Origin of the sequence: Coprococcus eutactus, from assembly GCF_025149915.1 — a bacterium.
Lineage (GTDB): Bacteria > Bacillota > Clostridia > Lachnospirales > Lachnospiraceae > Coprococcus > Coprococcus eutactus.
In genome coordinates this window covers 2,067,845-2,093,926 of record NZ_CP102278.1, presented here as the reverse complement: position 1 = coordinate 2,093,926, position 26,082 = coordinate 2,067,845, and the positions used below count along the sequence as shown (strand labels likewise).

General features: G+C 44.1%; 20 protein-coding genes and 2 tRNA genes. All 22 read left to right on the top strand.

Translation table 11 applies throughout. The annotated features are described in order from the left end of the window. The 22 genes from NQ536_RS09085 (at position 1) to cls (ending at position 26,075) form a co-directional block, all read left to right on the top strand. Positions 1-1,347: a bifunctional folylpolyglutamate synthase/dihydrofolate synthase gene (locus NQ536_RS09085; RefSeq protein ID WP_004849155.1), complete on the top strand. Its 1,347-nt coding sequence runs from the start codon at positions 1-3 to the stop codon at positions 1,345-1,347. Next, a complete protein-coding gene (locus NQ536_RS09080) occupies positions 1,340-1,834 on the top strand; it encodes an HD domain-containing protein (RefSeq protein ID WP_004849153.1) in 495 nt (164 codons plus the stop codon). The genes NQ536_RS09085 and NQ536_RS09080 overlap by 8 nt, the downstream gene beginning before the upstream one ends. A gap of 74 nt (positions 1,835-1,908) precedes the next feature. Then, positions 1,909-2,718, top strand: coding sequence for a dihydropteroate synthase (gene folP / locus NQ536_RS09075; RefSeq protein ID WP_004849151.1), 810 nt, complete (start codon positions 1,909-1,911; stop codon positions 2,716-2,718). 100 nt (positions 2,719-2,818) lie between these two features. After that, positions 2,819-3,640 carry a 2-amino-4-hydroxy-6-hydroxymethyldihydropteridine diphosphokinase gene (gene folK / locus NQ536_RS09070; RefSeq protein WP_004849149.1) on the top strand — a complete coding sequence of 274 codons (822 nt, stop codon included), beginning with the start codon at positions 2,819-2,821 and terminating at the stop codon, positions 3,638-3,640. Between the two features lie 33 nt (positions 3,641-3,673). Then, the gene (locus NQ536_RS09065) at positions 3,674-4,651 is read left to right on the top strand and encodes a prephenate dehydratase (protein WP_004849147.1); all 978 of its coding nucleotides are present in this window, start codon (positions 3,674-3,676) and stop codon (positions 4,649-4,651) included. 27 nt (positions 4,652-4,678) lie between these two features. Then, on the top strand, positions 4,679-6,211 hold the full coding sequence (locus NQ536_RS09060; RefSeq protein WP_004849146.1) for a Ppx/GppA phosphatase family protein: 1,533 nt from the start codon (positions 4,679-4,681) through the stop codon (positions 6,209-6,211). A gap of 3 nt (positions 6,212-6,214) precedes the next feature. Continuing rightward, positions 6,215-8,350 (top strand): RNA degradosome polyphosphate kinase, encoded by a 2,136-nt coding sequence (locus tag NQ536_RS09055; RefSeq protein ID WP_004849144.1) that lies wholly within the window; start codon positions 6,215-6,217, stop codon positions 8,348-8,350. A 374-nt stretch (positions 8,351-8,724) separates the two neighbouring features. After that, positions 8,725-9,219 (top strand): translation initiation factor IF-3, encoded by a 495-nt coding sequence (infC, locus tag NQ536_RS09050; protein WP_004849140.1) that lies wholly within the window; start codon positions 8,725-8,727, stop codon positions 9,217-9,219. 40 nt (positions 9,220-9,259) lie between these two features. Then, positions 9,260-9,457 carry a 50S ribosomal protein L35 gene (gene rpmI / locus NQ536_RS09045; RefSeq protein ID WP_004849138.1) on the top strand — a complete coding sequence of 66 codons (198 nt, stop codon included), beginning with the start codon at positions 9,260-9,262 and terminating at the stop codon, positions 9,455-9,457. Between the two features lie 22 nt (positions 9,458-9,479). Continuing rightward, on the top strand, positions 9,480-9,836 hold the full coding sequence (gene rplT, locus NQ536_RS09040) for a 50S ribosomal protein L20 (protein WP_004849136.1): 357 nt from the start codon (positions 9,480-9,482) through the stop codon (positions 9,834-9,836). Between the two features lie 286 nt (positions 9,837-10,122). Further along, positions 10,123-10,428 (top strand): hypothetical protein, encoded by a 306-nt coding sequence (locus NQ536_RS09035; RefSeq protein ID WP_004849133.1) that lies wholly within the window; start codon positions 10,123-10,125, stop codon positions 10,426-10,428. A 233-nt stretch (positions 10,429-10,661) separates the two neighbouring features. Then, a tRNA-Leu gene (locus NQ536_RS09030) sits at positions 10,662-10,745 on the top strand. A 77-nt stretch (positions 10,746-10,822) separates the two neighbouring features. Beyond that, positions 10,823-10,906: transfer RNA gene (locus NQ536_RS09025), tRNA-Leu, on the top strand. Positions 10,907-11,203: 297 nt separating this feature from the next. Next, a complete protein-coding gene (locus NQ536_RS09020) occupies positions 11,204-12,235 on the top strand; it encodes an efflux RND transporter periplasmic adaptor subunit (RefSeq protein ID WP_004849132.1) in 1,032 nt (343 codons plus the stop codon). Continuing rightward, positions 12,232-14,727 (top strand): biotin/lipoyl-binding protein, encoded by a 2,496-nt coding sequence (locus NQ536_RS09015; protein ID WP_004849130.1) that lies wholly within the window; start codon positions 12,232-12,234, stop codon positions 14,725-14,727. Before NQ536_RS09020 ends, NQ536_RS09015 begins: the two co-directional genes overlap by 4 nt. Before the next feature lie 15 nt (positions 14,728-14,742). Continuing rightward, positions 14,743-17,574, top strand: a complete 2,832-nt coding sequence (locus NQ536_RS09010) for an FtsX-like permease family protein (RefSeq protein ID WP_004849128.1) — start codon at positions 14,743-14,745, stop codon at positions 17,572-17,574. A gap of 3 nt (positions 17,575-17,577) precedes the next feature. Next, on the top strand, positions 17,578-18,330 hold the full coding sequence (locus tag NQ536_RS09005) for an ABC transporter ATP-binding protein (RefSeq protein ID WP_004849126.1): 753 nt from the start codon (positions 17,578-17,580) through the stop codon (positions 18,328-18,330). A 4-nt stretch (positions 18,331-18,334) separates the two neighbouring features. After that, entirely contained in the window at positions 18,335-19,441 is a 1,107-nt protein-coding gene (locus NQ536_RS09000; protein WP_306801013.1) for an ABC transporter ATP-binding protein, read from the top strand. A gap of 148 nt (positions 19,442-19,589) precedes the next feature. After that, complete coding sequence (locus NQ536_RS08995; protein ID WP_004849123.1) at positions 19,590-21,197, top strand: hypothetical protein; 1,608 nt, start codon at positions 19,590-19,592, stop codon at positions 21,195-21,197. Positions 21,198-21,464: 267 nt separating this feature from the next. Further along, positions 21,465-21,773 carry a metal-sensing transcriptional repressor gene (locus NQ536_RS08990; RefSeq protein WP_004849122.1) on the top strand — a complete coding sequence of 103 codons (309 nt, stop codon included), beginning with the start codon at positions 21,465-21,467 and terminating at the stop codon, positions 21,771-21,773. Positions 21,774-21,849: 76 nt separating this feature from the next. Continuing rightward, positions 21,850-24,516, top strand: a complete 2,667-nt coding sequence (locus NQ536_RS08985) for a heavy metal translocating P-type ATPase (protein ID WP_044997752.1) — start codon at positions 21,850-21,852, stop codon at positions 24,514-24,516. Positions 24,517-24,545: 29 nt separating this feature from the next. Beyond that, positions 24,546-26,075, top strand: a complete 1,530-nt coding sequence (gene cls / locus NQ536_RS08980; RefSeq protein WP_004849119.1) for a cardiolipin synthase — start codon at positions 24,546-24,548, stop codon at positions 26,073-26,075. The last annotated feature ends 7 nt before the right edge of the window (positions 26,076-26,082 follow it).

Here is a 26,082-nt window from a genome sequence, read left to right as displayed (position 1 = left end):
ATGACATATGAAGAGGCAAGAAAATATATAGAATATACAGATACGCTTGGCAGTGTGCTGGGACTTGACAGTATTAAAGAGCTGCTGAGACGTCTTGGAGATCCGCAGAATAAAGTGAAGGTAGTCCACATAGCCGGCACGAACGGCAAGGGATCTATATGCGCTTTTCTCGATGGAATACTTGAGAATGCAGGGTATGTGGTCGGACGATACATATCACCGACGATATTCACTTATCTTGAGAGATTTCAGATAAACGGAACATACATGGATGAGGATACATTTGCTGTGTATCTTGAGCGTGTTAAGAATGTGGCAGATGCTATGGCTGCCGATGGCCTTAACAGACCGACATCGTTTGAAACGGAGACGGCCATCGCATTCTGCTATTTTATGGATAAGAATGTGGATATACTTCTGCTGGAGACCGGTATGGGTGGACTTCTGGATGCAACGAATGTCTGCAAAAGTCCACTTTGTACTATAATTGCAAGTATAAGTATGGATCATACACAGTTTCTTGGTGATACTCTGCAGAAGATATACAGTCAGAAGCTGGGGATAATGAAGAAGGATGTGCCTTGTGTGGCATATCCCGTAAACGAAGATCTTATGCCACAATGGATCGAGAAATGTGACGAAAATGCAACAACAGGCTTTTCGGTCATGGTGAATCCATCTGATATAGGTATATTGCACAGTGGGCTTGACGGAAGTAGCTATATATATAAGGGGAATACCTACGATCTGGCTGTTCCGGGAATCTATCAGATATACAACAGCGTAGTTGCTGTGGAGACTGCTTATATGCTTCAAAAAGAAGGATATGACTTGAAAAATGTGAATATATCAGACGGACTTGCCGCGACAAGGTGGAAGGGCAGATTTCAGAAGCTGATGGATGTGCCACCGGTATATGTGGATGGAGCGCACAATCCGGGGGGATGGAGAGCGCTCAGAAAGAATATAGACACATACTTTCCTGGCAGGGATCTTATATATATATGCGGTGTGTTCAGGGATAAGGACTACAGACAGATGCTTGAGATCATGATGCCTGGGGCTGGAAGCTTTATAGCTGTTCAGCCAGATAATCCGAGAGCACTCAGCAACCGTGAACTCGGAGAACTTGCAAAAATGTATATTGATTCGGTTTATGTGCAGGATGATGTGGATGATGCAGTGGAACAGGCACTTCGGATATCATCAGAAGTTGAAGATCCGGTCGTGATTATATTTGGCTCATTGTCATTTATCGGACCGATCATCGACAGGGCGGAACACGGATGCTATAAAAAAGACTATCATCATGGAAGTGATATGGAGGCTGGACGGGAAAATGACTAAGGCACCTATGCAGAGAATTGACAATATACTGAAAAATGAGACCTACCGTTTCCTTATGGGTATGATAAGAGAACGGGAGCTTGCCAGGATATTCTGCTGTCATGGGCTGGATCACTGCCTGGATGTTGCCAGGATCGCCTATATGTTAGATATGGATGAAGGCGCAGGTATAGACAGAGAGCTTATATATGCTGCGGCATTGCTTCACGATGTGGGGCGGGCGGACCCGGATAATACGGGAATGGAGCATCATATCCTGAGTGTGCGTTATGCCGGTGATATACTCAGACAGTGCGGGTTTGAAGAAGATGAGACGGAAATTATCTGTGACGCGATAGGCTCACATAACACGGACGGAGCAGACAGACACGGACTGGCATATTTTCTGTACAAGGCGGACAAGTTATCTAGAAATTGTTTCGATTGTGCAGCCATAGATGAGTGTTACTGGCCGGATTCTGAGAGGAATAAGGGAATAATATATTAGAATTAAAATGGCAGATGTTCTATAACAAGGGAAAATACGTCTGTGAATAAACACAGCGATTGGAGGATAAAAGGATGATAATAGGCAACAAAAGTTTTGAGACAGGGGAAGAGCCGTATGTTATGGGAATATTGAATGTCACGCCGGATTCGTTTTCGGATGGCGGTCAGCACAATACCATGGATACAGCACTTGAGACGACCGAGAAGATGATAGCCGAGGGGGCGGTCATCATCGATGTAGGCGGAGAATCCACAAGACCTGGATATACAAAGATCTCAGATGAGGAGGAGACCTGGAGAACAGCCCCGATCATAGAGGCGATAAAGAGCAGATTTGACGTTGCAGTGTCACTTGACACATACAAGTCAGCCGTTGCAGAGGCGGGTATACATGCAGGTGCAGACCTGATAAATGACATATGGGGACTCAAATACGACGACAAGATGGCAGAAGTCATCGCAAAGTACGACAAGTCCTGCTGTCTCATGCACAACAGAGATAACACTGATTACACTGATTATCTTGCCGATGTTGTGGCAGACTTGGATGAGTCTGTGAATATGGCACTTGCGGCAGGAATAGATAGAAACAAGATCATGGTAGATCCCGGAATTGGATTTGCAAAGGACTTGAACCAGAATCTTCTCCTGATGAACAATCTGGAGCTGCTCCACAAGTGGCAGCTTCCTATATTACTTGGAACTTCGAGAAAGTCCATGATAGGTCTCACACTTGATCTTCCCGTCACAGAGCGTGAGGAGGGAACGGTGGCGACATCTGTTCTAGGACTTGTAAAGGGCTGTGATTTCTTCAGAGTACATAATGTAAAGAGCAACTACAGGGCACTCAAGATGACATATGCAATGCTGAATGCCAGATAAAAGATGCCAGATAGAAGATGCCAGATAAAAGATGCCAGATGTAAGGCGACAGATAGAATCTGCTAGAAAGAAGACGTCAGTCAGATAGAAGGTGACAGATATGGACAAAATAAATATAAAGGGACTTGAGATATTCGCCCATCATGGAGTGTACCGCGAGGAGACTGTACTTGGACAGAAGTTCATAGTTGACGTGTCGATGCATGTGTCTACAAGAGCCGCGGGAAGATCGGACGACCTTGATAAGTCGGTGAATTATGGATTGGTGTGTAATGATATCCAGGATATCATGAAGAATAAGAATTATAAGCTGATCGAGACTGTGGCGGAGGAGATTGCGGATACGATACTCTTGAAATACGATGATGTGCGAGGCGTTGACGTGACTGTCAAAAAGCCGTGGGCACCTGTTTTGGTACATGTCGACAATGTATCGGTGTCTATAAGCAGGAAAAAGCATGTCGCATATCTGGGACTTGGTTCCAATATGGGAGATAGAGAATCATACCTCGATATGGCGATAGATGAACTCAACAAGGACAGATACACTAAGGTAACTAAGGTGTCGGATTTTATAGAGACAGAGCCATATGGCGGGGTTGAACAGGACGATTTCCTGAATGGATGTCTTGAGATAGAGACTCTCAGGGAGCCGGAGGAGCTGCTTAATCTTGTCAATGCAATAGAGAAGGATGCGGGAAGAAAGCGGATAATACACTGGGGACCTAGAACCCTGGATATAGATATACTGCTTTTTGATGATCTAGTGTATGACAGCGAAGATCTGCACATACCTCATGCAGAGATGCACAAAAGGGCATTTGTGTTGCAACCCCTGTCGGCGATAGCGGGCTACAAGAGGCATCCGCTGCTCGGCAGCACTGTTGATGAACTGGCAAGTAAACTTGACAAAAACAGTTGAAAAGCAGACTGGAGTTGATGGAAAGGTATATACATGGGCACTTTGGAAGAGATAAATGATCTTGAGGATCAGATACAGAAACTGATAGACAGAAAGAATCAGTTGATAAAAGAGATAGGCGATGAGGATAGGCAAATGCTGGCGGATCACAGCAGCTCGGATATAGTACGAGAATTTCACCTCGTTGACAAGTTGAAGGTGGATGGTGATACGGTTGTCGTGTATCAGGGGGTTCCCGGAGCGTACAGTCATCAGGCGATGCATGATTATTTTGGCAAGGATATCAAAAATATAAATGTGGCAAAGTTTGATGGTGTTGTGAAAGCTGTGAAGGATGGGGATGCAGACTACGGAGTTCTGCCTATAGAGAATTCTTCAGCCGGATTTGTAAATGGAATATATGATATGGTCGGCAGCAGCGGTCTTACCATAGTCGGAGGCGATGAGGTCAAGGTTGCCCATATGCTGATGGGACTTCCGGATGCAGAGATATCAGATATAAAGACTGTGTACTCCCATCCACAGGGACTTATGCAGTGTAGTGAGTTCCTAGAGGCTTGCGGGTACACCCAGTGCCCCGTTGCCAACACTGCGGTCGGTGCAGTGAAGGTGAGGGATGACGGGGACAGATCACAGGCGGCGATAGCCAGCGCGCTGGCAGCGGATATATATGGACTTAAGATACTCAGGGATGACATAGTCAACAATGAGAACAATACGACCAGATTCATCATACTCTCGAAGAGAAAAGAATATGTGAAGACGTCGAAGAATATATCCATATGCTTTTCGTTGCCGCATGAGAGTGGAACACTATACAGCATACTTGGACATATAAAGCATGACGGACTCAACATGACAAGCATAGAGTCGAGACCTCTCAGGGGCAGAAAATGGGAATATTCATTCTTTATAACTCTTGAGGGAAGTCTGATGGATGCGGCTGCGATAGATGCACTTGAAAGAATAGCAAAGGATTCAATGGATTTTAAGATCATAGGAACGTATTGATATATTATTTAACAGGAGGTGGGGAAAATGGCAAATAAAATATTTGCTGCCATTGATGTGGGATCCAACGAGTTGTCAATGAAGATATATGAGATAACTCCGAAAAAAGGGGCGAAGGAGATCGATTATGTCAACAGTACAGTTGAACTCGGAAGCGATACATACAACAGTGGCAAGATCACAGAGAAATCAACAGTGAAGGTGTGCGAGATACTGAACAAGTTCCGCAGAAAGATGAAAGAGTATGATGTGCGTGATTATAAGGCGTATGCATCTTCTGCCGTGCGTGAGGCGGAGAACTCAGTCATGGTTCTTGAGAGGATAAAACAGCACACAGGCATCGACGTTACGGTGCTCAGCAATTCGGAACAGAGGTTTATGAATTACAAGGCCTGCGCTGCAAAGTACAGATTTGGACAGGAGGAGACCAAGAACAGAGCCCTGCTCGATATCGGTGCGGGAAGTCTCCAGATATCCATATTTGACAAGCAGAATCTCATACAGACACAGAATCTTCCGATAGGAGCAGTGAGAATCAGGGATTATCTTGCAAAATATGGTGCCGATACGGTTGCCCTTGAGAATATCATGGAAGAGTTCGTGTCGAATTTCATAGAGGAGTTCAGGAATCTCTTTATAAACGACAAGGATATAAAGAGCATCATAGCGATCGGTGATGGAATTGCGAACCTGAAGAAGGTCGGGCCTGAGCTGAAGATTGTGGACAAGATCACAAGAGATCAGTTCAGAGTTCTCTACCATAAGGTTGTTGAGACTACTCCGGAGATCCTCTCTGAAAAGTATGGGGTTCCGTATGAGAGGGCAACGCTCATGCTGCCTATGGCGATCATATACCAGTCATTTCTGGACAATTCAAGGGCGGAGGATATAATAACCCCTGATGTAACCTTCTGTGACGGTATAGTTGCTGATTACATGGATAAGCATGGAACACTGCTTATAGATAAGGACTTTGACGAGGATATCATTGCGTCCGCTAACAGTATAGCAAAGAAGTACAAGGTCAACAGAAGACATACACAGAACGTAATGCAGAATGCCCTTGATATATTTGACTCGTTCAAGGTCATACACGGACTTGGAAAGCGGGAGAGGTTGCAGCTCCAGATAGCTGCCATGCTCCACAGTTGCGGTAAGTTTGTGAATATGAACGAGGGAACAATGATGTCATATCATATAATCATGTCCACTGAGATACTTGGACTGTCACATAAGGAGAGGGAGGAGATAGCAAATATCGTAAAGTTCAATGAGTATTATCTTCCATCTCAGACCAAGGCACAGGTATCGCTGATGACTGCGGATTATATGAAGGTGGCGAAGCTCACATCCATACTGAGGATCGCGGATGTGCTGGACAAGAGCCACAGACAGAAGATAGAGAATATGAAGTTTAATTGTAAGGACAGCGTACTCACCATGACGGTCGATACGCTGAATGACATAACACTTGAGGCCGGGGTATTCAGGACAAAGACAGAGCTTTTCAGAAAGGTATTTGGCGTGAAACCTGTGCTTAAGCAGAAAAGGGGGCTGTAATATATGGCAGATAAGAATCCGATTTTTTATAACAGAGAGCTCAGCTGGCTGGAATTTGACAAGAGATGTCTTTCCGAAGCGAAAGACAAGACTATACCGTTGTTTGAGAGGATAAAGTTTCTCAGCATTACAGCATCCAATCTGGATGAATTCTTTATGGTCAGGATTGCATCTCTGACAGATATGGTACATGCGGGATACACCAAGAAGGATATTGCGGGTATGACTCCTCAGGAGCAGCTGGATGCGCTTCATGTGAGCACAAAGGAATTCATGAAGAACCAGTATCAGACGCTTAACAGATCACTCATCCCTCAGCTCGCACAGAATGGATTGAAGCTTGTAAGACATTACGAGGATCTCACGCCGAAGCAGGCGAAGTATGTGGACAAATATTTTGAGAAGGATGTGTATCCGGTCCTCACACCTATGGCGGTCGACTCATCCAGACCATTTCCGCTTGTGCGAAACAAATCGCTGAACATCGGTGCGCTTATATATGATAAGAAGAAAGATGTAACCGATATAGCCACGGTTCAGGTGCCGTCAGTGCTGCCTAGGATAGTGAAACTGCCATCGGAGGAGAAGGATGTCACCGAGATCATACTTCTCGAGGAGGTTATCGAGAAGAACCTTGACAAATTGTTCTTGAGCTATGATATAGTGTGCGCATATCCGTACAGGATCATGAGAAATGCAGACTTCTCCATAGACGAGGAGGAGACAGCAGATCTTTTAAAGGAGATTGAAAAGCAGCTTAAGCAGAGACAGTGGGGCGAGGTCATCCGTCTCGAGGTGGATGAGGCTATGGACAAGAAGCTCCTGAAGGAACTCAAGAATCATCTCGGAGTAGATGATGAAGTTGTGTATAAGATAAATGGACCTCTTGATCTCACGTTCCTCATGAAGGTAAATGGCATAGAAGGATTTGAACATCTCAAGTATCCAAAGTACAAGCCTCAGCCGGTGCCGGGGATGGGTGATTACAGCCATATATTTGACAGGATAAGGAAGGGGGACATACTGCTGTTCCATCCATATTATGAGTTTACACCTGTCATAGAATTTATCAGACAAGCGGCAAATGACCCAGATGTTCTGGCGATAAAACAGACACTCTACCGTGTCAGCGGCAATTCACCTATAATAGCAGCACTTGCCCAGGCGGCAGAAAACGGCAAGCAGGTAACGGTTCTTGTAGAACTTAAGGCCAGGTTTGATGAGGAAAACAATATTGCATGGGCAAAGAAACTTGAGCAGGCTGGCTGTCACGTAATATATGGTCTGGTCGGCCTGAAGACGCATTCCAAGATTGCCCTCGTTGTGAGACGTGAGGAGGATGGAATCAGGAGATATGTTCACCTTGGAACAGGAAACTACAATGACCAGACGGCAAAGCTCTACACTGATATGGGCCTTCTAACATGCAGTGATGCCATAGGAGAGGATGCCACTGCGGTGTTTAACATGCTGTCAGGATACTCAGAGCCGAAGAAGTGGAATAAGCTTGCGGTTGCACCGATATGGCTGAAGGACAAATTCCTCATGCTGATAGGACGTGAGGCGGAGAATGCAAGACAGGGCAAGAAGGCAAGGATAGTTGCCAAGATGAACAGTCTGTGTGATCCGGTTATCATGAACGCGCTCTATGATGCGTCAAAGGCAGGTGTGAAGATAGATCTGATAGTCAGAGGAATATGTTGTATCAAGGCAGGAGTCCCGGGCCTTTCTGAGAATATTTCAGTCAGGTCGATCGTGGGAAATTATCTTGAACACTCAAGAATATTCTATTTCTACAATGACGGATTTGAGGATATATACATGGGAAGTGCTGACTGGATGCCTAGAAACCTTGACAAGAGAGTGGAGATCACTTTCCCGGTCGAGGATCCGGGACTCAAGACAAAGGTGAAGGAGATACTCCAGATACAGCTGGCAGACACCCTCAAAGCACATATTATGCAGCCTGACGGTTCATATGTGAAACAGGATCTCAGGGGAAAAACCAGACTTGATTCTCAGATGTATTTTGTGAAGAAAGCCCAGGCAGGCCAGGAGATAGATGGCGAAGCTGAGAATACAAGGGTATTCATACCGATAGAGTCCCACGAGGATGAAGAAGACTCACAGACAGAGTGAGGAATGACTCTTCATGTAAAGCTCTTTATGTAAATAAAAAAATATTGACATAGCACTGCAGATATGGTATTCTACCATTGCTGTGTAAAACAGTGAACATAGAAGCAGAGTATCCGCTCTCACCTCAGCATGACAGATCTTTAGGATCAAAGGTTGTAATTTAGGATTATAATTCAGGATTATATTTCATGTCTCGGGTAAATAAATTAGCTTAGAGGAATTTCCAGGCTCAGCCTGTATTTTGAATATGCTTTTTATTAAGAAAGTGGATGGTTTGTTCTATCCACTTTTCTTATGTTATGAGAGTGGCTTACAATAGCAGCTTGTAATACGAAATTTTAAAAATGTGGAGGTAGAGAGTCATTAGCGATTTAATGATCAACGAACAGATTAGAGACAGAGAGGTACGACTCATCGGGGAAGATGGTCAGCTTATAGGAATCATGTCATCCAGAGATGCATTCAAGATGGCACAGGATGCAGGACTTGATCTTGTCAAGATAGCCCCTAAAGCTCAGCCACCAGTATGTAAGATCGTAGATTACGGAAAGTACCGCTACGAGCAGGCTAGAAAAGAAAAAGAGGCTAAGAAAAAGCAGAAGACAATGGAAGTTAAAGAGGTAAGACTTTCACCAAACATTGATTCGAATGATCTTAACACTAAGATCAATCAGGCGAGAAAGTTCCTTGAGCATGGAGACAAGGTTAAGGTTACTTTGAGATTCAGAGGAAGAGAGCTTGCACATGTGGAGCAGTCCAAAGTTATCCTCGACAATTTTGCAGAGAAGCTTGCAGAGATAGCTGTGGTTGATAAGCCTGCAAAGTTTGAGGGCAGAAGCATGATAATGTTTTTAACACAAAAGCGTTAAATTATTATAGACATATAATTCAAGGAGGAAGTAGAGTAAAATGGCTAAATTAAAGACAAAAAGAGCAGCAGCTAAGCGTTTCAAGAAAACAGCTAACGGCGGTTTAAAGAGATCTAAAGCTTATAAGAGTCATATCTTAACAAAGAAGACCACTAAGAGAAAGAGAAATCTTAGAAAGGCTACAATGACAGACGCAACAAACGAGAAGGTAATGAAGAAGATATTACCTTATATCTAATAGATCAGGAGGAAGAAAACCAATGGCAAGAGTTAAAGGCGGAATGAACGCAAAGCAGAAGCATAATAAGGTATTAAAGCTTGCAAAGGGCTACAGAGGAGCAAGAAGCAAGCAGTATAGAGTAGCAAAGCAGTCAGTTATGAGAGCACTCACATCTTCATACGCTGGCAGAAAGCAGAGAAAGAGACAGTTCAGACAGCTTTGGATCGCTCGTATCAACGCAGCAGCAAGAATGAACGATATCTCATACAGCAAGCTTATGCACGGTCTTAAGCTGGCAGGTGTTGACATCAACAGAAAGATGCTCTCAGAGATGGCTATCAGCGATGCTGAGGGATTTGCAAAGCTTGTTGAGGTTGCAAAGGCACAGTTATCATAATATAGACGAACATATGCGGCTAGTAAAATGCATGGTGTATTAGCATAGATTATTGATGCAGTATATTAATTAAGAAGGATCAGGAGCAGTTTACCTGATCCTTTTTGTGTGCAGACGATGTATGACGAATGATTTAGGGTTTTATAATCATGGTAGATATGCTATAATAGCACATGTAAAATTAGGCACATTTTACAGAACGAATTACACAGGGGGATTAGATAATTCGTAGGAAAAGGGTAAAGTGTGGGTCAACAGAGAGTAAATGCTTAAATAGGAGGCACATATGTTCGTAGAGAGAATAACAAAGGATCAGATGAAGATGTTCCTTGAGACATTTGCTTGCTGCAGCGAGCAGAAGAACCTTGTAATGAGGCTCAACTATGCGGGTAAGGAACCATATCTTGACGTGACAAGATTTAGTAATGGTCTGGTGTACACGGATTCATACTATGATTTTGACAGTACATATTGCAGCAATCTGTGGAATAAGTTTCTGTATACGCAGTTCACACATGAATATTACACTGCATTCAAAGAACATCTGATGAAGGATGTGGACAGGAAACTCACAAACATGATCAAGATCTGATATTGGAGGCGGTCTTGCCGTATTCAAAAATAAAGTTTCGTGACTTGGACAAGCTAGGTCGTGAAGCTTTATTTTTATTATGGACATAGTTCAGTTTCGCGTGAAGTCAGATATTCTAGAAAATTCAAAAAATAAGGACAAATAATTTGAAAAAAGATGTTGACTTTATAGTTCTGGGATGGTATTATCTTATTCGTTGGTGACAAACGCATTGTCAACATCATATGAAACATGCGGGAGTGCTGGAATTGGCAGACAGGCTAGACTAAGGATCTAGTGCTGGAAACGGCGTGTGGGTTCAAGTCCCATCTCCCGCATCTTTTCTTTGAAAGCGTGAGATGGCGTTTGATTCGGATGGCAGTGAGTTATAGTTTATCAACATCATATATAACATGCGGGAGTGCTGGAATTGGCAGACAGGCTAGACTAAGGATCTAGTGCTGGAAACGGCGTGTGGGTTCAAGTCCCATCTCCCGCATCTTTTTATTTTAAAGTCCTGATTGAAGATTTTGGTCAGAGACTTTATTTTTTTGTCTTTTGTGTGAACATTGTTTGAAATCGTGTAGAATAATATTCCCTGAAAAAAATTTATCATTTATATTTATAGTGCATGTGTTGTATTTTAACTAATATTAACTCCCACGTAATTTCTTGATATATGAACGCCCCGGGGGTAAAATCATTAAAGGTATTAGAAGTGAGATACAATGCTGGAATATAGATAAAACTTAACAGATTGATGTCATATAATTTTCCAAAACAGGAGGTATGAAGAGTGGCAAAGGCTACATTTGGCAAAAGGATATTTGCGGTGGCTCTGGCTGGTGTGCTGTCTGTATCGTTCACAGCGTGCAGCGGCAGTGGCGATGGTCAGGCAGGAGATGCGAAGATAAATATAGAACCATACAGTAAGATGCAGTTCAACACTGAGAAGGTTCAGAGCGGTGATATACAGTCCTCACTGACACTTGATCTGAAGCCGGACGGATACAGCAGCAAAGATTATTCGATACAGCAGTCCGACTACAAGATAGAGGAAGTCAAGGTGAAGGAAGGTGATAAAGTAGCCAAGGGTGATGTGATGATACAGTTTCAGGCTACTGAGATCAAGAAGACCATTGAACAGTACACAGAACAGAAGGAGCAGGATCTTCTGCTTATAGATCACTATACAAGGCTTGCAGAGATAGACAGCAGTGTAGATTATTCGGGCGATATATCGGCGGCAAAGGAAGATATGGACGTGGCTGATACGTACATAAAAGAGCAGAATGAGCGTATGAAGGACTATCAGGTCATAGCCACAAAGGCGGGAACTGTCACATATATAGATTCTGATATTCAGTACGGATATGTAACTGCTGGACAGACACTTATAACTGTCGATTCAGGATCATCTGATTATGTTGCGGAGACAAATGACAACTACGAGTTCAAAGAGGGAGAAGTTTACGAGGCTGATTTTCAGGAAGCGACATTTTCACTGAAACTGATAAAGTGCGAAAAGTACAAGAGCAAGGCAACCGGCGAGGAGATGCAGAAGGTGACATTCCAGCCTGTCAGCGATATGGCAGGCATCACGGAGGCAGATACACTGAAGATGGTCATAGAGAAGCCAGTGGTAAAGAACGTCATATATGTAAATAAAAAGGCTGTATTTGACGGCTCAGATGAAAAGAAGTACGCATACGTGGTGGATGAGGACGGCAACAGAAGTGCCGTGGAAGTCACAGTGGGTGATACTGTTGATGATAAGACGATCGTAAAGTCAGGGCTTAAAGCCGGAGAGCAGGTGGTGGTAAATTGAGAAAGCAGAATCTTAAGAGTGGTATACATGTGAAGAATATGAGAACGGTGTTTCATAAGAGAGTTATGTGTATGTGCATGGCTGCTGTGTTTGCGATGACTATGACGGGATGCGGCAAGGAGAAAAGTGAAAAGGTGCCGGAACTGATGGAGCCTGTGAGTACAAATGAAGCATACCGTCCGGTAACATACGGAGATATAGGCCGCAAGGTCATAAAGACAGGAACGATAGTTCCAACAGATTACAGCTACTATTATGAGACTTCAGCCACACTTTCAAAGGTATATGTGAATGTGGGGGATGAGGTGAAAAAAGGTACTGTTCTTGCTGAAACAGGGGACAGTTCAGATGCATCAGGGGGAGACAACACCACAGATACATCGGGGGGAGACAGTGGACTTACTGGCGATGGAATTGACGATACATCAGCTGATGCCAGCGAGTCGGATGATGTACAGAAGTACAGCCACGATATAAAGGAGAAGATCTATCAGGAGAAGCAAGCGGAGATTGACTGGAAGATAAAAGCCTGCGAGGAGATCAATGACAAGGAGGGCGCTGATGCAGCCAGAGTTGAGAAGGCGGTCAACGAGGAGAACCACAGATATGATAACCTTGTGTATGATTATGAACAGAAGAAGAAAATACAGGCGCAGGAAGAACAGGATAAGCTGAAGAAGAATGGAACCTTAAAGGCAGATCACGCCGGATATGTCACCTACGCCAAGTCTGCAAAGGGTGAAGATAAGACTGTGAACGGCGGAGAGAATGTTGTTGTCGTGTCCGATTACAATCAGCCATATATTGAGATAACAGGCGAGTCATATAAGAAAGATACATACAGTATTTACAAGAATATGTACACTGTTGTAGATGGAAAGAAGTATGACATAGAGCCATACAAGTTCACCAACCAGGAGATAGCGGTTGCACAGAGTATGTCTAGTCTTCCATATACAAGATTCCAGCTGAAGGGAGTAAAGAACCCTGAAAAGATACTGAAAGTTGGAAATTCAGTTTCCCTTTATTTCAGTACATCGGAGGCGAAGAATGTACTTACAGTTGGAAACGACTCAATATATGAAGAGAATGGGCAGAGCTTCGTGTATATCAAGACTGACACAAGCGACAAGGAACGTCGTGACGTGGAGGTAGGTGCAAGCGATGCAAATTACACAGAGATAGTAAGCGGCCTCAAGGAAGGAGATCTTGTGTACTATGCATCGGATACGATCATGCCGTCAAGCTACATTGAGTATACAGTTGCACTTGACTCATACACCAAGACAGCGAAGGCTCAGTCATTTACGGCAGAGGATCTAAACAGCGTAAGTTATGCAGCTCCATGTGATGGAAGATTTGCATCTATAAATGTCAAGAAGGGACAGAAGGTCAAGAAGGGAGATCTACTGTTTGTGATAGACAGTGGTGGCGGAACAGCGGCTGTCAAGGAGATCGACAATCAGATACAGGAAGAGAACATGTCATACAATTCATCACTTCAAGAGTATGACGGGCAGATAAATGACATAAATGACCAGATACAGGAATATCAAAAGCAGAAGAAAGCGACACCTACTGATGCGGACAATCCGTTGTATATGGTAGAGCAGCTCACATGCCAGAGAAATGTTGTGAATTATAATAAGCAGCTTCTTATATATACTCATAACGCGACTATAGCAAGTCTCAACGACAAAAAGACAAAGCTCAACAAGAACAACGATGGAACAGGTAAGATAAGCGTGTATGCTGACGAGGCGGGAACAGTCAAGAAGATCAGCGCGAGCACAGATGCTGCGATAAAGGAAGGTCAGACAGTACTCACGGTGGGCAGCAGCAAAAATGTCATACTGGCACTTACAGTATCAGAGGGCAAGCTTGGAATCAATCAGAAGGTAACTATCACAAGCAAGAAAGATAATACCAAGAAGATAAGCGGAATATGCGTGGGAACAAGCGGAGACTCTTCAAGATCATACATACAGACAGATGACCAGGGAAATGTACATATTACAAAGTGTGCAGGTTCCGATGAACTGAAGTACTACATCAAGGTCGATGATGCAAATGTTTACAAGAGCACGAAGAACTACCAGGTAAGCTACCCTACAGCGGTGTACGACAATGTTGTCATGATACCTACGAATATGATCTACCATGAGGCGAGCAAGAACAACTCATCAGAGTATGATTATGTATGGCTTCTCCTTGACGGCGAGATCGTGAAACAGTATATAACGCTGGGCGAGGCGAGCAAGACACAGACGATCATACTGTCAGGTCTCTCAGAGGGAGATGTGATAGCGAAGGAGTCAGCATCAGCGTCAGGTAGCAAGTCATCTTCAGGACGTGATTCCTCTGATTCATCAGGCGCGGCCGGTTCCTCAGACTCCTCCGATGGAGACTCTGGAGATACATCGGAAAATGTGACAGATGATGACGGAGCAGGCGATGCAGCCGGAGCAGCGGACGATGCTGTAGCAGAGTAATGGAAAGGAGAAAAGATGTTTAAATTTTTATCACACAAACTTCTTAATAAAAAGTGGCTTAATGCATGTCTTCTCCTTGGAATAGTACTCCTTGTGGCGGTGGCATCATGTAACCCGATGTTCAAGAACGGAGCGCTTGACATGCTTATGTCATCCAAGTTTGACGCAGCTATGACAGAGCAGAACAAATATCCGAGCACAATAGGCAGGGAGGGATCCTGTGCTGTTGATGAGTATCCGGATTCTGAGTCCGTGCTGAACAGGATAGAGAAGTATAAGAAGATGTGGAATTACTACCTTGAGATAGACACCATAGAGGAACAGACAAGTCTGAGCCTTGAGGCTGGATACACACAGAGTAATCTTGGACACAGAAGCAACTTCAAGATGGTGTATATGCCGAATCTTGAAGACCACATCAACATAACATACGGAGTAAGCCTTGAAGATGCAAAGACGGAGAGTGGAGTATATCCGTGTCTTATATCACAGAGGTATCTCGATGAATATAATCTAGTCGTTGGAGAGGTGTTTACCATCGACACGGGACTTGGAGATGTCAAGGATGCAAGTGGCAATCCTATGAAATACCAGATAGTCGGAGTGTTCGAGGAGAAGGATTACTCGGATGATTTCTGGTATGATCAGCTTGCAGATCTGGACAGACAGGTATATGTGAAGCAGAGTGATTTCGATGAGATGATCACAAAGTACGGCTTCCTCACAATATATTACAGTGAGCATGACATGCTGGATTACTCACAGATAACACATGCAAATGCAGCTGACACACTCTACTATATAAAGTCATTTGAGTCATCGGACAAGAGTTTTACACAGAATTTCAGCAACGTGCTTATAGATTACAGAGGCGATGCTAGGACGATAGGAATAATCATATGGGTACTTGAGCTTCCTATCCTTGTACTGCTCCTAGCATTCATCTACATGGTGTCAAGCCAGATACTGGAGATGGAGGATGGAGAGATCGCGATGCTCAAGAGCCGAGGAACAAGCACGAAGCAGGTCCTTGGAATATATCTGGGACAGTCGGCGATATTGTCGGTCATAGCGATAATAATAGGAATACCGGTGGGCTACCTTCTGTGTAAGATGGCGGCGAGTGCCAGCTCATTCCTGAAGTTTGAATTCAAGGATACACACTTTTACGGAATAGATCCGTGGATGGTCGTATACAGTCTGGCGGCAGCCCTTATTGCGATCCTGTTTGTGACTCTGCCGGTTATGAAATACGCTAAAAACTCTATCGTCGAGCAAAAGAGCAGGACAGGAAAGGTAAATTACAAACCGTTCTGGGAGAAGTTCTTTGTGGATGTTATCCTGGTGGTATTGTCAATCTATCTTCTCTACAATTACAACAAGCAGAAGTCTACGATCGCATTGGATATCCTCTCAGGAAAGAGACCTGATCCGGTTATATTCCTGAACTCGTCACTGTTTATATTTGCAGTTGGACTTCTCGTGCTCAGACTTATCAAGTATCTCATAAGACTGATATACAGGATAGGTAAGAAGAGATGGTCACCTGCGGTATACGCCTCTTTCCTCCAGATAACGAGGACGGTGAAGAAACAGGGATTTATATCTGTATTCCTTGTAATGACCATTGCAATGGGAATGTTCAATTCAAATATGGCGCGGACGATAAATGATAATAAGACAAAACGTATCAATTACAATCTGGGAACTGACCTGGTAGTTCAGGAGCAGTGGACTAGAGGAACATATATAGATAAGAAAAAAAAGACTCATTGGTATTACACCGAGGGAGATTTTGAGAGATATACAAAGCTCGAGGGCTCTGTATGTGACAAGGTGACAAGAGTCATATATGACGATGATGCGGTGATAAAGGCCGGCGGAGAGGAGCTTGCAGGCAGCGTACTTATGGGAATAAACACCAAGGAGTTCGGTGAGACGGCAAGGCTTCAGAGCGGACTTAACAAGGAACACTGGTACAACTATCTGAACGATCTTGCAGAGGTGTCAAACGGTGTCATCATATCGTCGAACCTTGCAAAGAAATACAATATCAAAGTCGGAGATTCCATAAATTATGCGAGGTACAGTCCGATGAAGGGCAAGGAGAAGGAGGAGATCGCATCACCTAGTGGAACCGTATGTGCCATAGTGGATGCATTCCCTGGATTCCAGCAGTATGTGTACCAGAAGAACTCTGATGGAGAGATGGAGGAAGTTGAGAGATATCTCGTTGTTGCAAACTATGCGTATGTTGTAAGTGCATTCAGTCAGACACCATATCAGGTGTGGATGAGACTTGCGGACGGCAAGAGCTATAAAGATGCACTAAGAGCAATTGATGCAGAGGATATCAACATAGTACAGTATGACAGCCTTGATAAGGATATAAAGGAGATGCAGGAGTCACCTCTCGTACTTATCACAAACGGTTTGTTCTCACTGTCATTTATAATAGCAATCATACTCTGTATGGTTGGATTCCTGATATACTGGATAACATCCATCAAGCAGAGAGAGCTTATGTTCGGTATATACAGAGCTATGGGTATGAGTATGCATGAGATCAACAAGATGCTTATAAATGAGCAGATATTCAGCTCGGTTCTTGCCAGTCTGGCGGGATATGGAGTGGGGGTTGCGGCAACTATTCTGTTTGTCAAGCTGGTTGCTGTTGTTTATCTGCCGGAGGCACACAATATAGCAATATCGATAGCGGTGGATCCATATGACCTGATAAAGCTGACGGCAGTAGTTATATTTATGTTCATCGTCTGCTTCATAGTTATAAGGACTATTCTGAAGAAGATGAATATCACACAGGCATTGAAGCTGGGGGAGGATTAATCTATGGGTGAAAATACAAACAATACAGAATATATATTTGATCCTGCCGCAGAGCTTAAGAAGGGGGCTTCAGTCATGGACGATATCATGATAGAGGCCAAAGGAATCAAGAGATGCTTCAGACTTGGAAGCGGTGAGGATTTCTATGCACTCAAGGGCATAGACATGCAGGTGCCTGCAGGCAAGCTTACAATACTGAAGGGCCGTTCTGGTTCAGGAAAGACCACTCTTCTGAACATACTGAGCGCCCTGGACGATCCGACAGAGGGCGATGTCATCATAGGCGAGCATGTCTACAGCCAGATGAATGAGAAAGAGAAGGAAAAACTCAGAAGATACAATATCGGATTCGTATTCCAGTCGGTGGCACTCATACCGATTATGAGTGCGTATGAGAACGTAGACTTCGGACTCAGGCTTGCCGAGTATGAGGGAAACAGAGATGCCAGGATAAGGGAGGTACTTGATCTGGTGGGACTTTCATCAAGAATGTCTCACTTCCCTAATCAGATGTCAGGTGGTGAGCAGCAGAGAGTTGCTATTGCAAGGGCAGTGGCGCATAAGCCAAAGGTAATATTTGCAGATGAGCCTACAGGTGCCTTGGATACGGCGTCTGGACTTGCGGTCATGAAGCTTTTCCAGGAGCTTGTATACAAAGAGGGAATAACGATTGTCATGACTACCCATGACCCTAAACTGATGGAACTTGGAGATGTGGTATATGAGATAGAGGATGGTGAGATAGTTGGGCGATAAGCATTTGTTTAAGAAGAAAAAAAATGAGACACCGGATACTATAACACCGGATAGTAATGTGGATACAAGACCTGATACCGCAGTACAGGGACAGAATGAACCAGAACAGATTGAGCCAGAACAGAAAGAGTTCGTATATGGTATGGATCAGACGGAGCAGGGCAGTGAGGATGTTCAAAGTGGAACATCAGATGCGGACGGTTCCGCTCCTAGTCAGGAGACAAATGAAAACATCATAGAGTGTGACAGTCTGGTAAAGATATACAAGACAGATGATGTCGAGGTAATGGCTCTTCAGGGACTTGAGCTCAACATCAAGTATGGAGAGCTGATGGCAGTCATAGGAAAGTCCGGATCAGGAAAGTCCACACTGCTCAACATGATAGGCGGACTTGAGAGACCGACAGCCGGAAAGCTGTATGTAGATGGCAAGGACCTGTTTGCCATGACGGACAAGGAGCTGGTTGAGTACAGAAAGCACACGGTAGGATTTGTGTGGCAGAAGAACTCAAGAAATCTGCTTCCGTATATGACAGCTATCGAGAATGTGCAGGTTCCAATGTACTTTGATAAGAGCAATAAGGAAGACAAATATGCGAGAGCACACGACCTGCTCTGCAGGGTTGGACTAGAGGATAAGATCAATTCTTATCCTTCACAGATGTCAGGTGGTGAGCAGCAGAGAGTCGCTATAGCCATAGCGCTGGCAAACAATCCTAAGATCCTTCTTGCGGATGAGCCTACAGGTGCTGTTGATACCAAGACATCCAACATGATACAGGATCTGTTCAGAAAGCTGAATGAGGAGCTTGGAATCACGATAATCATAGTTACACATGATATAAGCCTTGCCAATAAGGTTGGACGTGTGGTTATGATAGCGGATGGTAAGATCAGCACAGAGAAGATCATGAAGGAATCATATAAAGACAGGATGAACGAACTGTCCACAGATGGATTTTCATCAGATGATTCCCATGAGGAGTACTCCATTCTGGACAAGGCAAACCGTGTTCAGATCAGTCCCGACATACTTGCGGCAGCTGGAATCGACAGCAACAAGGTAAAGGTACAGGTTGTCGATGGCAAGGTCATCATCACAAAGGAGTAATATAGTCGCAAAGCTGAACAAATGTTAACGAATGGCATATTTGTTGTAACGAACTTTAAAATATATTATAATTTTAACAAATGCGCCTGAAAAGACAGGGAGTATATAGATGTCGTGGTGCTTATAAAGCAGGAAAGGTTGGTATTATATGAAGAAAAAAGGTTATGGAAAAGCGTTGACTCTGCTTCTCGTAACATCTCTTGTGGCAGGAACAGTCCTCACAGGATGCGGAAAGAAGAAAGTAGACTACAATATGGGTGATGATGAGAATGGTTCAGGTGGTGGCGGAAAGCTTGCATCAAGACTTGATGTGCCAGACTCCTATGAGGGTGCTCTGGAGGGAATAGACACCGATGCGACCGGTCTTACGGATGTTAAGATAAATGCCTCCAAGATCACAGTACCTGATACAGACAAGATGTCTATACTCTACTACAATCAGAATCAGGTAGATAATGAATATAAAAAGAGAGTGTGTGAGAACTTCTTTGATGTAAGTGCCGGTGTATATACATACAGCTGGGAAAAGCCTTACAAGGGAGATCTTGAGAGAGAGATAGAGAATTATGAGGAACTTTCAAAGCAGTCGACAAGTGATGACGAGAAGTCATTTTTTGACGATTACATCTCATCACTAAAGGAGCAGCTCAAGACGGCAACAGATGAGAGAGAGGGCGCCGGTGATTATTCTGCAGATGCCTTTGTTGGCTCAAAGGGTGAGAATATGTACATGATCTCATTTAACTCAACAGAGACTGGAGAGAGCGGAGGATTCTCAATAGACTACTATCCATCAGATCAGCTCATCAATTATAGACCTAAGGAGGGCGCATCATCAGTATACTGCTACAGCAGCGATTATTATGACGGTGAGGACACAGCAAATACAGCAACGGTCAGCCAGGATGATGCTATACAGCAGGGGCTGAGCTTCCTTGCTGGATGCGGAATCTCAGACATAATTGAGACAGGTTGCACAGACCTTATATGGGAGTACAGCGATACATCATACAACACACTTGCATCTGAGAAGAGTGGATATGTGATCACATACAAGCGCTCAGTTGATGGAATAGCTCCGTATACACCATCTGTATACAATATTGATTCACTGAATTCGTCAGATGATGTATGGTATGACACTATGGATGAGACATTTGAGCTGCAGATAGACGATAATGGCATTGTTTCAGCATACTGCTACGATTATTTCAAGGCAACAGGAGACAAGAAGGAGAATGTTGATCTTATCTCATGGGAGGATGCAGTGAAGGCTCTTCCCAAGGCAGTCAACACATATTATGCTGAGAACAAGACTCAGTACAGTAGCATAGAGTTTAACAACGTGCAGCTTGCCTACTATAAGATAAAGGATGGAGATAAGTACGAGTATCTTCCTGTATGGGTATTTGCACAGTGTGAAAAGACTAGCGATGGTGATAGTTCACAGAGTGATGACGGTCTTGATATTTCAAATCCTTTGCAGCTTATCATGCTGAATGCTGAGACAGGAGAACTGATCGATCTCAAGAGTGTACTCAACACACAGTCATTCTCATATACTGACAGTACAGTGGTAGGTGGCGATGATGATACTGTGACTTTAGATGGTTCCGATCTCGATGAGGACGGAGCTTCAATAACGGATGACAGCGCTGCATCAGATGACTCTTCAGATTCATCTGATGATGGTTCAATAGATATCAATGATCTTGATCTTCAGGTGGATGATACTACAGATGCTGTAGAAGAGTAAGCGTTATAGAGTGATAACTGCAGAGCAGTAAATACAGAATAACAGGAATATGATCCCTGTGAGCGATCTGTTTATTTCAGATCTTTCACAGGGATTTTTTTGTGTTATAAACCGTAGGCAAGCAAGATAGCGATATTGATTATGATTATCAATAAAGAAATAAGAATTGACAAATACCCCCCTAGGGTATATAAAATATACGAAAGATAGATAAATGAAATAAAAGATCATACATGTACAAATATTTACAGAGGAAAGGCGGATACTATGAGTGATGAACACGCATGCTGCTGCAGCGACAGAAAGAGACAGAGGACAGATGAGGAATACAAGAGACTTATGAATAGACTAAGCAGGATAGAAGGACAGATAAGAGGCGTCAAGGGAATGCTTGAAAATGATGCCTATTGTACAGACATAGTGCTCCAGGTGTCAGCCATAAACGCGGCGCTCAACAGCTTCAATAAGGTACTTCTTGCAGAGCATATCAGGACCTGTGTGGCTGATGATATAAGAAATGGCAAGGATGACACGATAGAGGATCTTGTAAATACGATAACAAGACTTATGAAATAATATAACTGAAATAATGTAACTGAAATTATGCAACTGGATGAAATGACAAATGTAATACAGAAAGAAGGTGTGTGCATTGGACAAATACAATGTGACAGGAATGAGCTGCAGTGCATGTAGTGCGAGAGTAGAAAAGGCGGTTTCCAAGGTCGATGGTGTAAGTACATGTCAGGTCAATCTTCTGACAAACTCCATGATGGTGGACGGAACTGCTTCAAGGGATGATATTATATCAGCCGTGGAGAAAGCGGGATATGGCGCTTCTCCAGCAGATGGCGGAGCGCAGACGAAAAGCAGCGACAAGACTTCGGGCGGTGGACAGTCGGAGAGCGATGCGGCTCTGTCAAAGATGAAGATAAGACTTGTGGCATCTGTCATAATATTGATCCCTCTGATGTATATATCAATGGGACATATGATGTGGAACTGGCCGCTGCCATCGTTCTTTGACGGCAACCATGTGGCAATGGGACTTACACAGATGCTTCTCACCATATTGGTGATGATCATCAACCAGAAGTTCTTTGTCAGTGGATTTAAGGGTGCTATACACGGAGCTCCAAACATGGATACACTGGTCGCCATGGGTTCCGGAGCATCATTTATATACAGTGTATATGTGCTCTTTGCCATGACGGCGGCACAGACCGCGGGAGATGATGCTCAGGTCATGACACTCATGCATGACATTTATTTTGAGTCTGCCGCCATGATACTCGCTCTTATAACCGTTGGAAAGACGCTTGAAGCATATTCCAAGGGACGTACAACGGATGCTTTAAAAGGACTTATGGATCTTGCACCTAAGACTGCTGTTCTCATAAGAGACGGAGCGGAGGTTGCGGTGGGCATAGACGAGGTGGCTGTCGGAGATATATTTGTGGTGAAACCAGGAGAGAGCATTCCTGTTGATGGAATCGTACTTGATGGAGATTCTGCAGTGGATGAGTCTACGCTCTCGGGTGAGAGCATACCGGTGGACAAGAGCAAGGGAAGCCGGGTGTCGGCGGCAACCATAAACCAGTCGGGATATTTGAAGTGCAGGGCTACACAGGTTGGAAGTGACACTGCATTGTCCAAAATCATCAACATGGTCAGTGATGCAGCGGCTTCGAAGGCACCGATAGCCAAGATAGCAGACAAGGTATCAGGGGTGTTCGTGCCGGTGGTCATCGCTATTGCAGTGGTTACTATGATCGTATGGCTTATTGCCGGAAAGGAAGTTGGCTACGCGCTGGCGAGAGGAATATCTGTACTTGTGATCAGCTGCCCTTGTGCGCTGGGACTTGCCACACCGGTTGCGATCATGGTTGGAAATGGAATGGGTGCAAAGCACGGTATCCTGTTTAAGACTGCAACAGCTTTGGAGGAGACAGGCAAGACAGGAATAGTCGTCCTCGATAAGACGGGAACAATAACAAAGGGTACTCCGGTTGTTACGGATATAATACCCGCGGAGGGTATAACTAATGAAAGACTTATCATGCTGGCAGCGGCGCTTGAAGGAAAGAGTGAACACCCTCTGGCAAAGGCCATAGTTGACGAGTGGAATGACAATCCTGCGTACAGTGATGCCAGGGAGACAAAAGACATCAGTGTCACACAGTTCCGGGCAGCTCCGGGACATGGACTTTCCGGAGTGGTAGATGGAATGGTGATGGTGGGAGGAAACAGAGAATATATAAGCGAATCAGCAACGATCCCGGATGAGATGGACGTTCAGGCTGACATGCTGGCAGAACATGGAAAGACACCGATGTTCTTTGCCGGCAAGCCGGAATCTGGAAACGGAAAGGTGCTTGGTATAATCGCTGTTGCGGATGTTGTGAAGGAGGAGAGCAGGAAGGCTGTAGAGGAGATGCAGAAGATGGGACTCTCGATAGTTATGCTCACAGGTGACAATGAGAGGACTGCAAAGGCGATCGGAGCCCAGGTCGGAGTAGACAGAGTTATCGCCGGAGTGCTTCCTGATGGCAAGGAGAAGGTCGTCAGAGAGCTCATGGACGATGCAAATGTCATAATGGTCGGCGACGGAATAAACGATGCGCCTGCGCTCACGAGGGCAAACATTGGAATTGCAATAGGGGCGGGAACAGATATCGCCATAGATGCTGCCGATATAGTTCTTGTGAAGAGTTCACTGCTGGATGTGCCTGCGGCGATAAGGCTCAGCATGGCAGCAATGAGAAATATCAAGGAGAACCTCTTCTGGGCATTTATCTACAATATAATCGGTATACCTCTTGCAGCAGGTGTGTGGATACCGATATTTGGATGGACTTTAAATCCAATGTTTGGAGCATTTGCCATGAGCCTTTCAAGTTTTTGTGTAGTAACAAACGCGCTGAGGTTGAATTTGGCTGATATTTATGATAAAAATAATAGATACAGGATCAAGGAAAAATATAGAAGCGGATCTGTAGGAGTAAAAGATGAAGGATCAGGTCGCAAGGGAAATGACAGTGATAACACTGAGAATAATTATATAATTGAAAATAATCATAGAATTGAAAATGAGAAAGGAAATGATGATATGAAGAAGACAATGAAGATAGAGGGTATGATGTGCGGACACTGTGAGGCAAGAGTCAAGAAGTGCCTGGAGGCTCTGCCACAGGTCGATCTGGCCGAGGTAAGCCACGAGAAGGGTATAGCGATAGTTACACTAAATGCTGATGTAGATGACGCTGTTCTCACAAAGGCGGTTGAGGATCAGGACTACAAGGTGATCTCAGTTCAGTAATCATTTGTAGAAAAGGAAGTTATACGTGAATGAAGAAAATACTTAACAAACTTCTCAGCAGAATGGTGATAACATGTTTTTTGGTCGTCCTGCAGCTTGCAGTGATGATATTTGGAATTATAATTCTGCAGGAAAGGTACATTTACATCTCAGGAATATTGAAGCTTTTGAGCGTGATAGTTGTATTTCATCTCATAACAAAGGATACCAACCCGATGATCAAAATGGCGTGGATGGTGCCGATACTGCTGTTTCCTGTACTAGGAGGTTTAATGTATGTGCTTTATGGACATGTGCTCATACCGAAGAGGCTTAAGAAGAACATGCTCAGAGTTATGCAGCAGGAAGTGTATGAGAATGTGAAGGGCGCAAATGTCTGCCAGGCAGCAGATATCAAGGGCGAGCCAACGTACAGAATATGCAATTACATGGAGCATGTGGCACAGGCCCCCCTTTATAAGCATACAAATGTAAAATACTATGCAATCGGCGATGATGTCATGGATGACCTTATCAGGGATCTGGAGAGTGCTGAGAAATACATCTTCATGGAGTATTTCATCGTTGATAAGGGATATATGTGGGATACGATCCTGGAGATCCTCAAGAGAAAGGCTGCAGAGGGACTCGATGTAAGATTCATGTATGATGACATAGGATCGGTGTTCAATGTGCCAAAGTATTACTGGAAGGAGCTTGAGTCATACGGAATCAAATGTATGGCGTTCAATCAGGTCGTGCCTTTCTTTGCAACGATATTCAACAACCGAGATCACAGGAAGATAACGGTCATAGATGGCAAGATCGCCCATACCGGCGGATACAATATGGCGGATGAGTATATCAATCGCATAACAAAGTACGGCAGGTGGAAGGACAGCGGAGTGAGACTTGAGGGCGAGGGTGCCTGGAGCTTCACAGTCATGTTCCTCCAGATGTGGAATTATTTCAGATATTCGGAGGGAAGCTACCTGAGTTATAAGCCGGAGGTGGACTTTTCAAATATAGAGGATGGCTATGTACAGCCTTATAAGTCAAGTCCGCTGACCGGAGAGAATGTCGGAGAAAATCTCTATATTCAGATGATAAATGATGCGCAGGAGTATATATACATATTTACCCCGTATCTGATAGTGTGCAATGAGCTGATGACGGCACTCAAGCTTGCAGCCAAGAGAGACGTGGATGTGCGAATAGTCACACCAGCCATACCGGATAAAAAGTATATATACAAGATGACACAGTCCAACTACAAGGAGCTGCTTCTTGCTGGCGTGAGGATATACCAGTATACACCTGGATTTATACATTCCAAGACACTTATTATGGACGGAAGGCTTGCGTCGGTGGGGTCGATCAATATGGACAACAGAAGCTTCTATCACCACTTTGAGTGTGGCGCCCTGCTCTATGACTGCAAGGCGATAGCGGATGTCAAGAATGATATGTTTGCAACATTTGAGGAGTCGGAGGAGATAGACATACTTTGGTGTAGAAATAACATAAGCAAGGTGTCCCTGATAGGACCGCTGCTCAACCTGTTATCGCCACTGCTTTAAAAGGAGA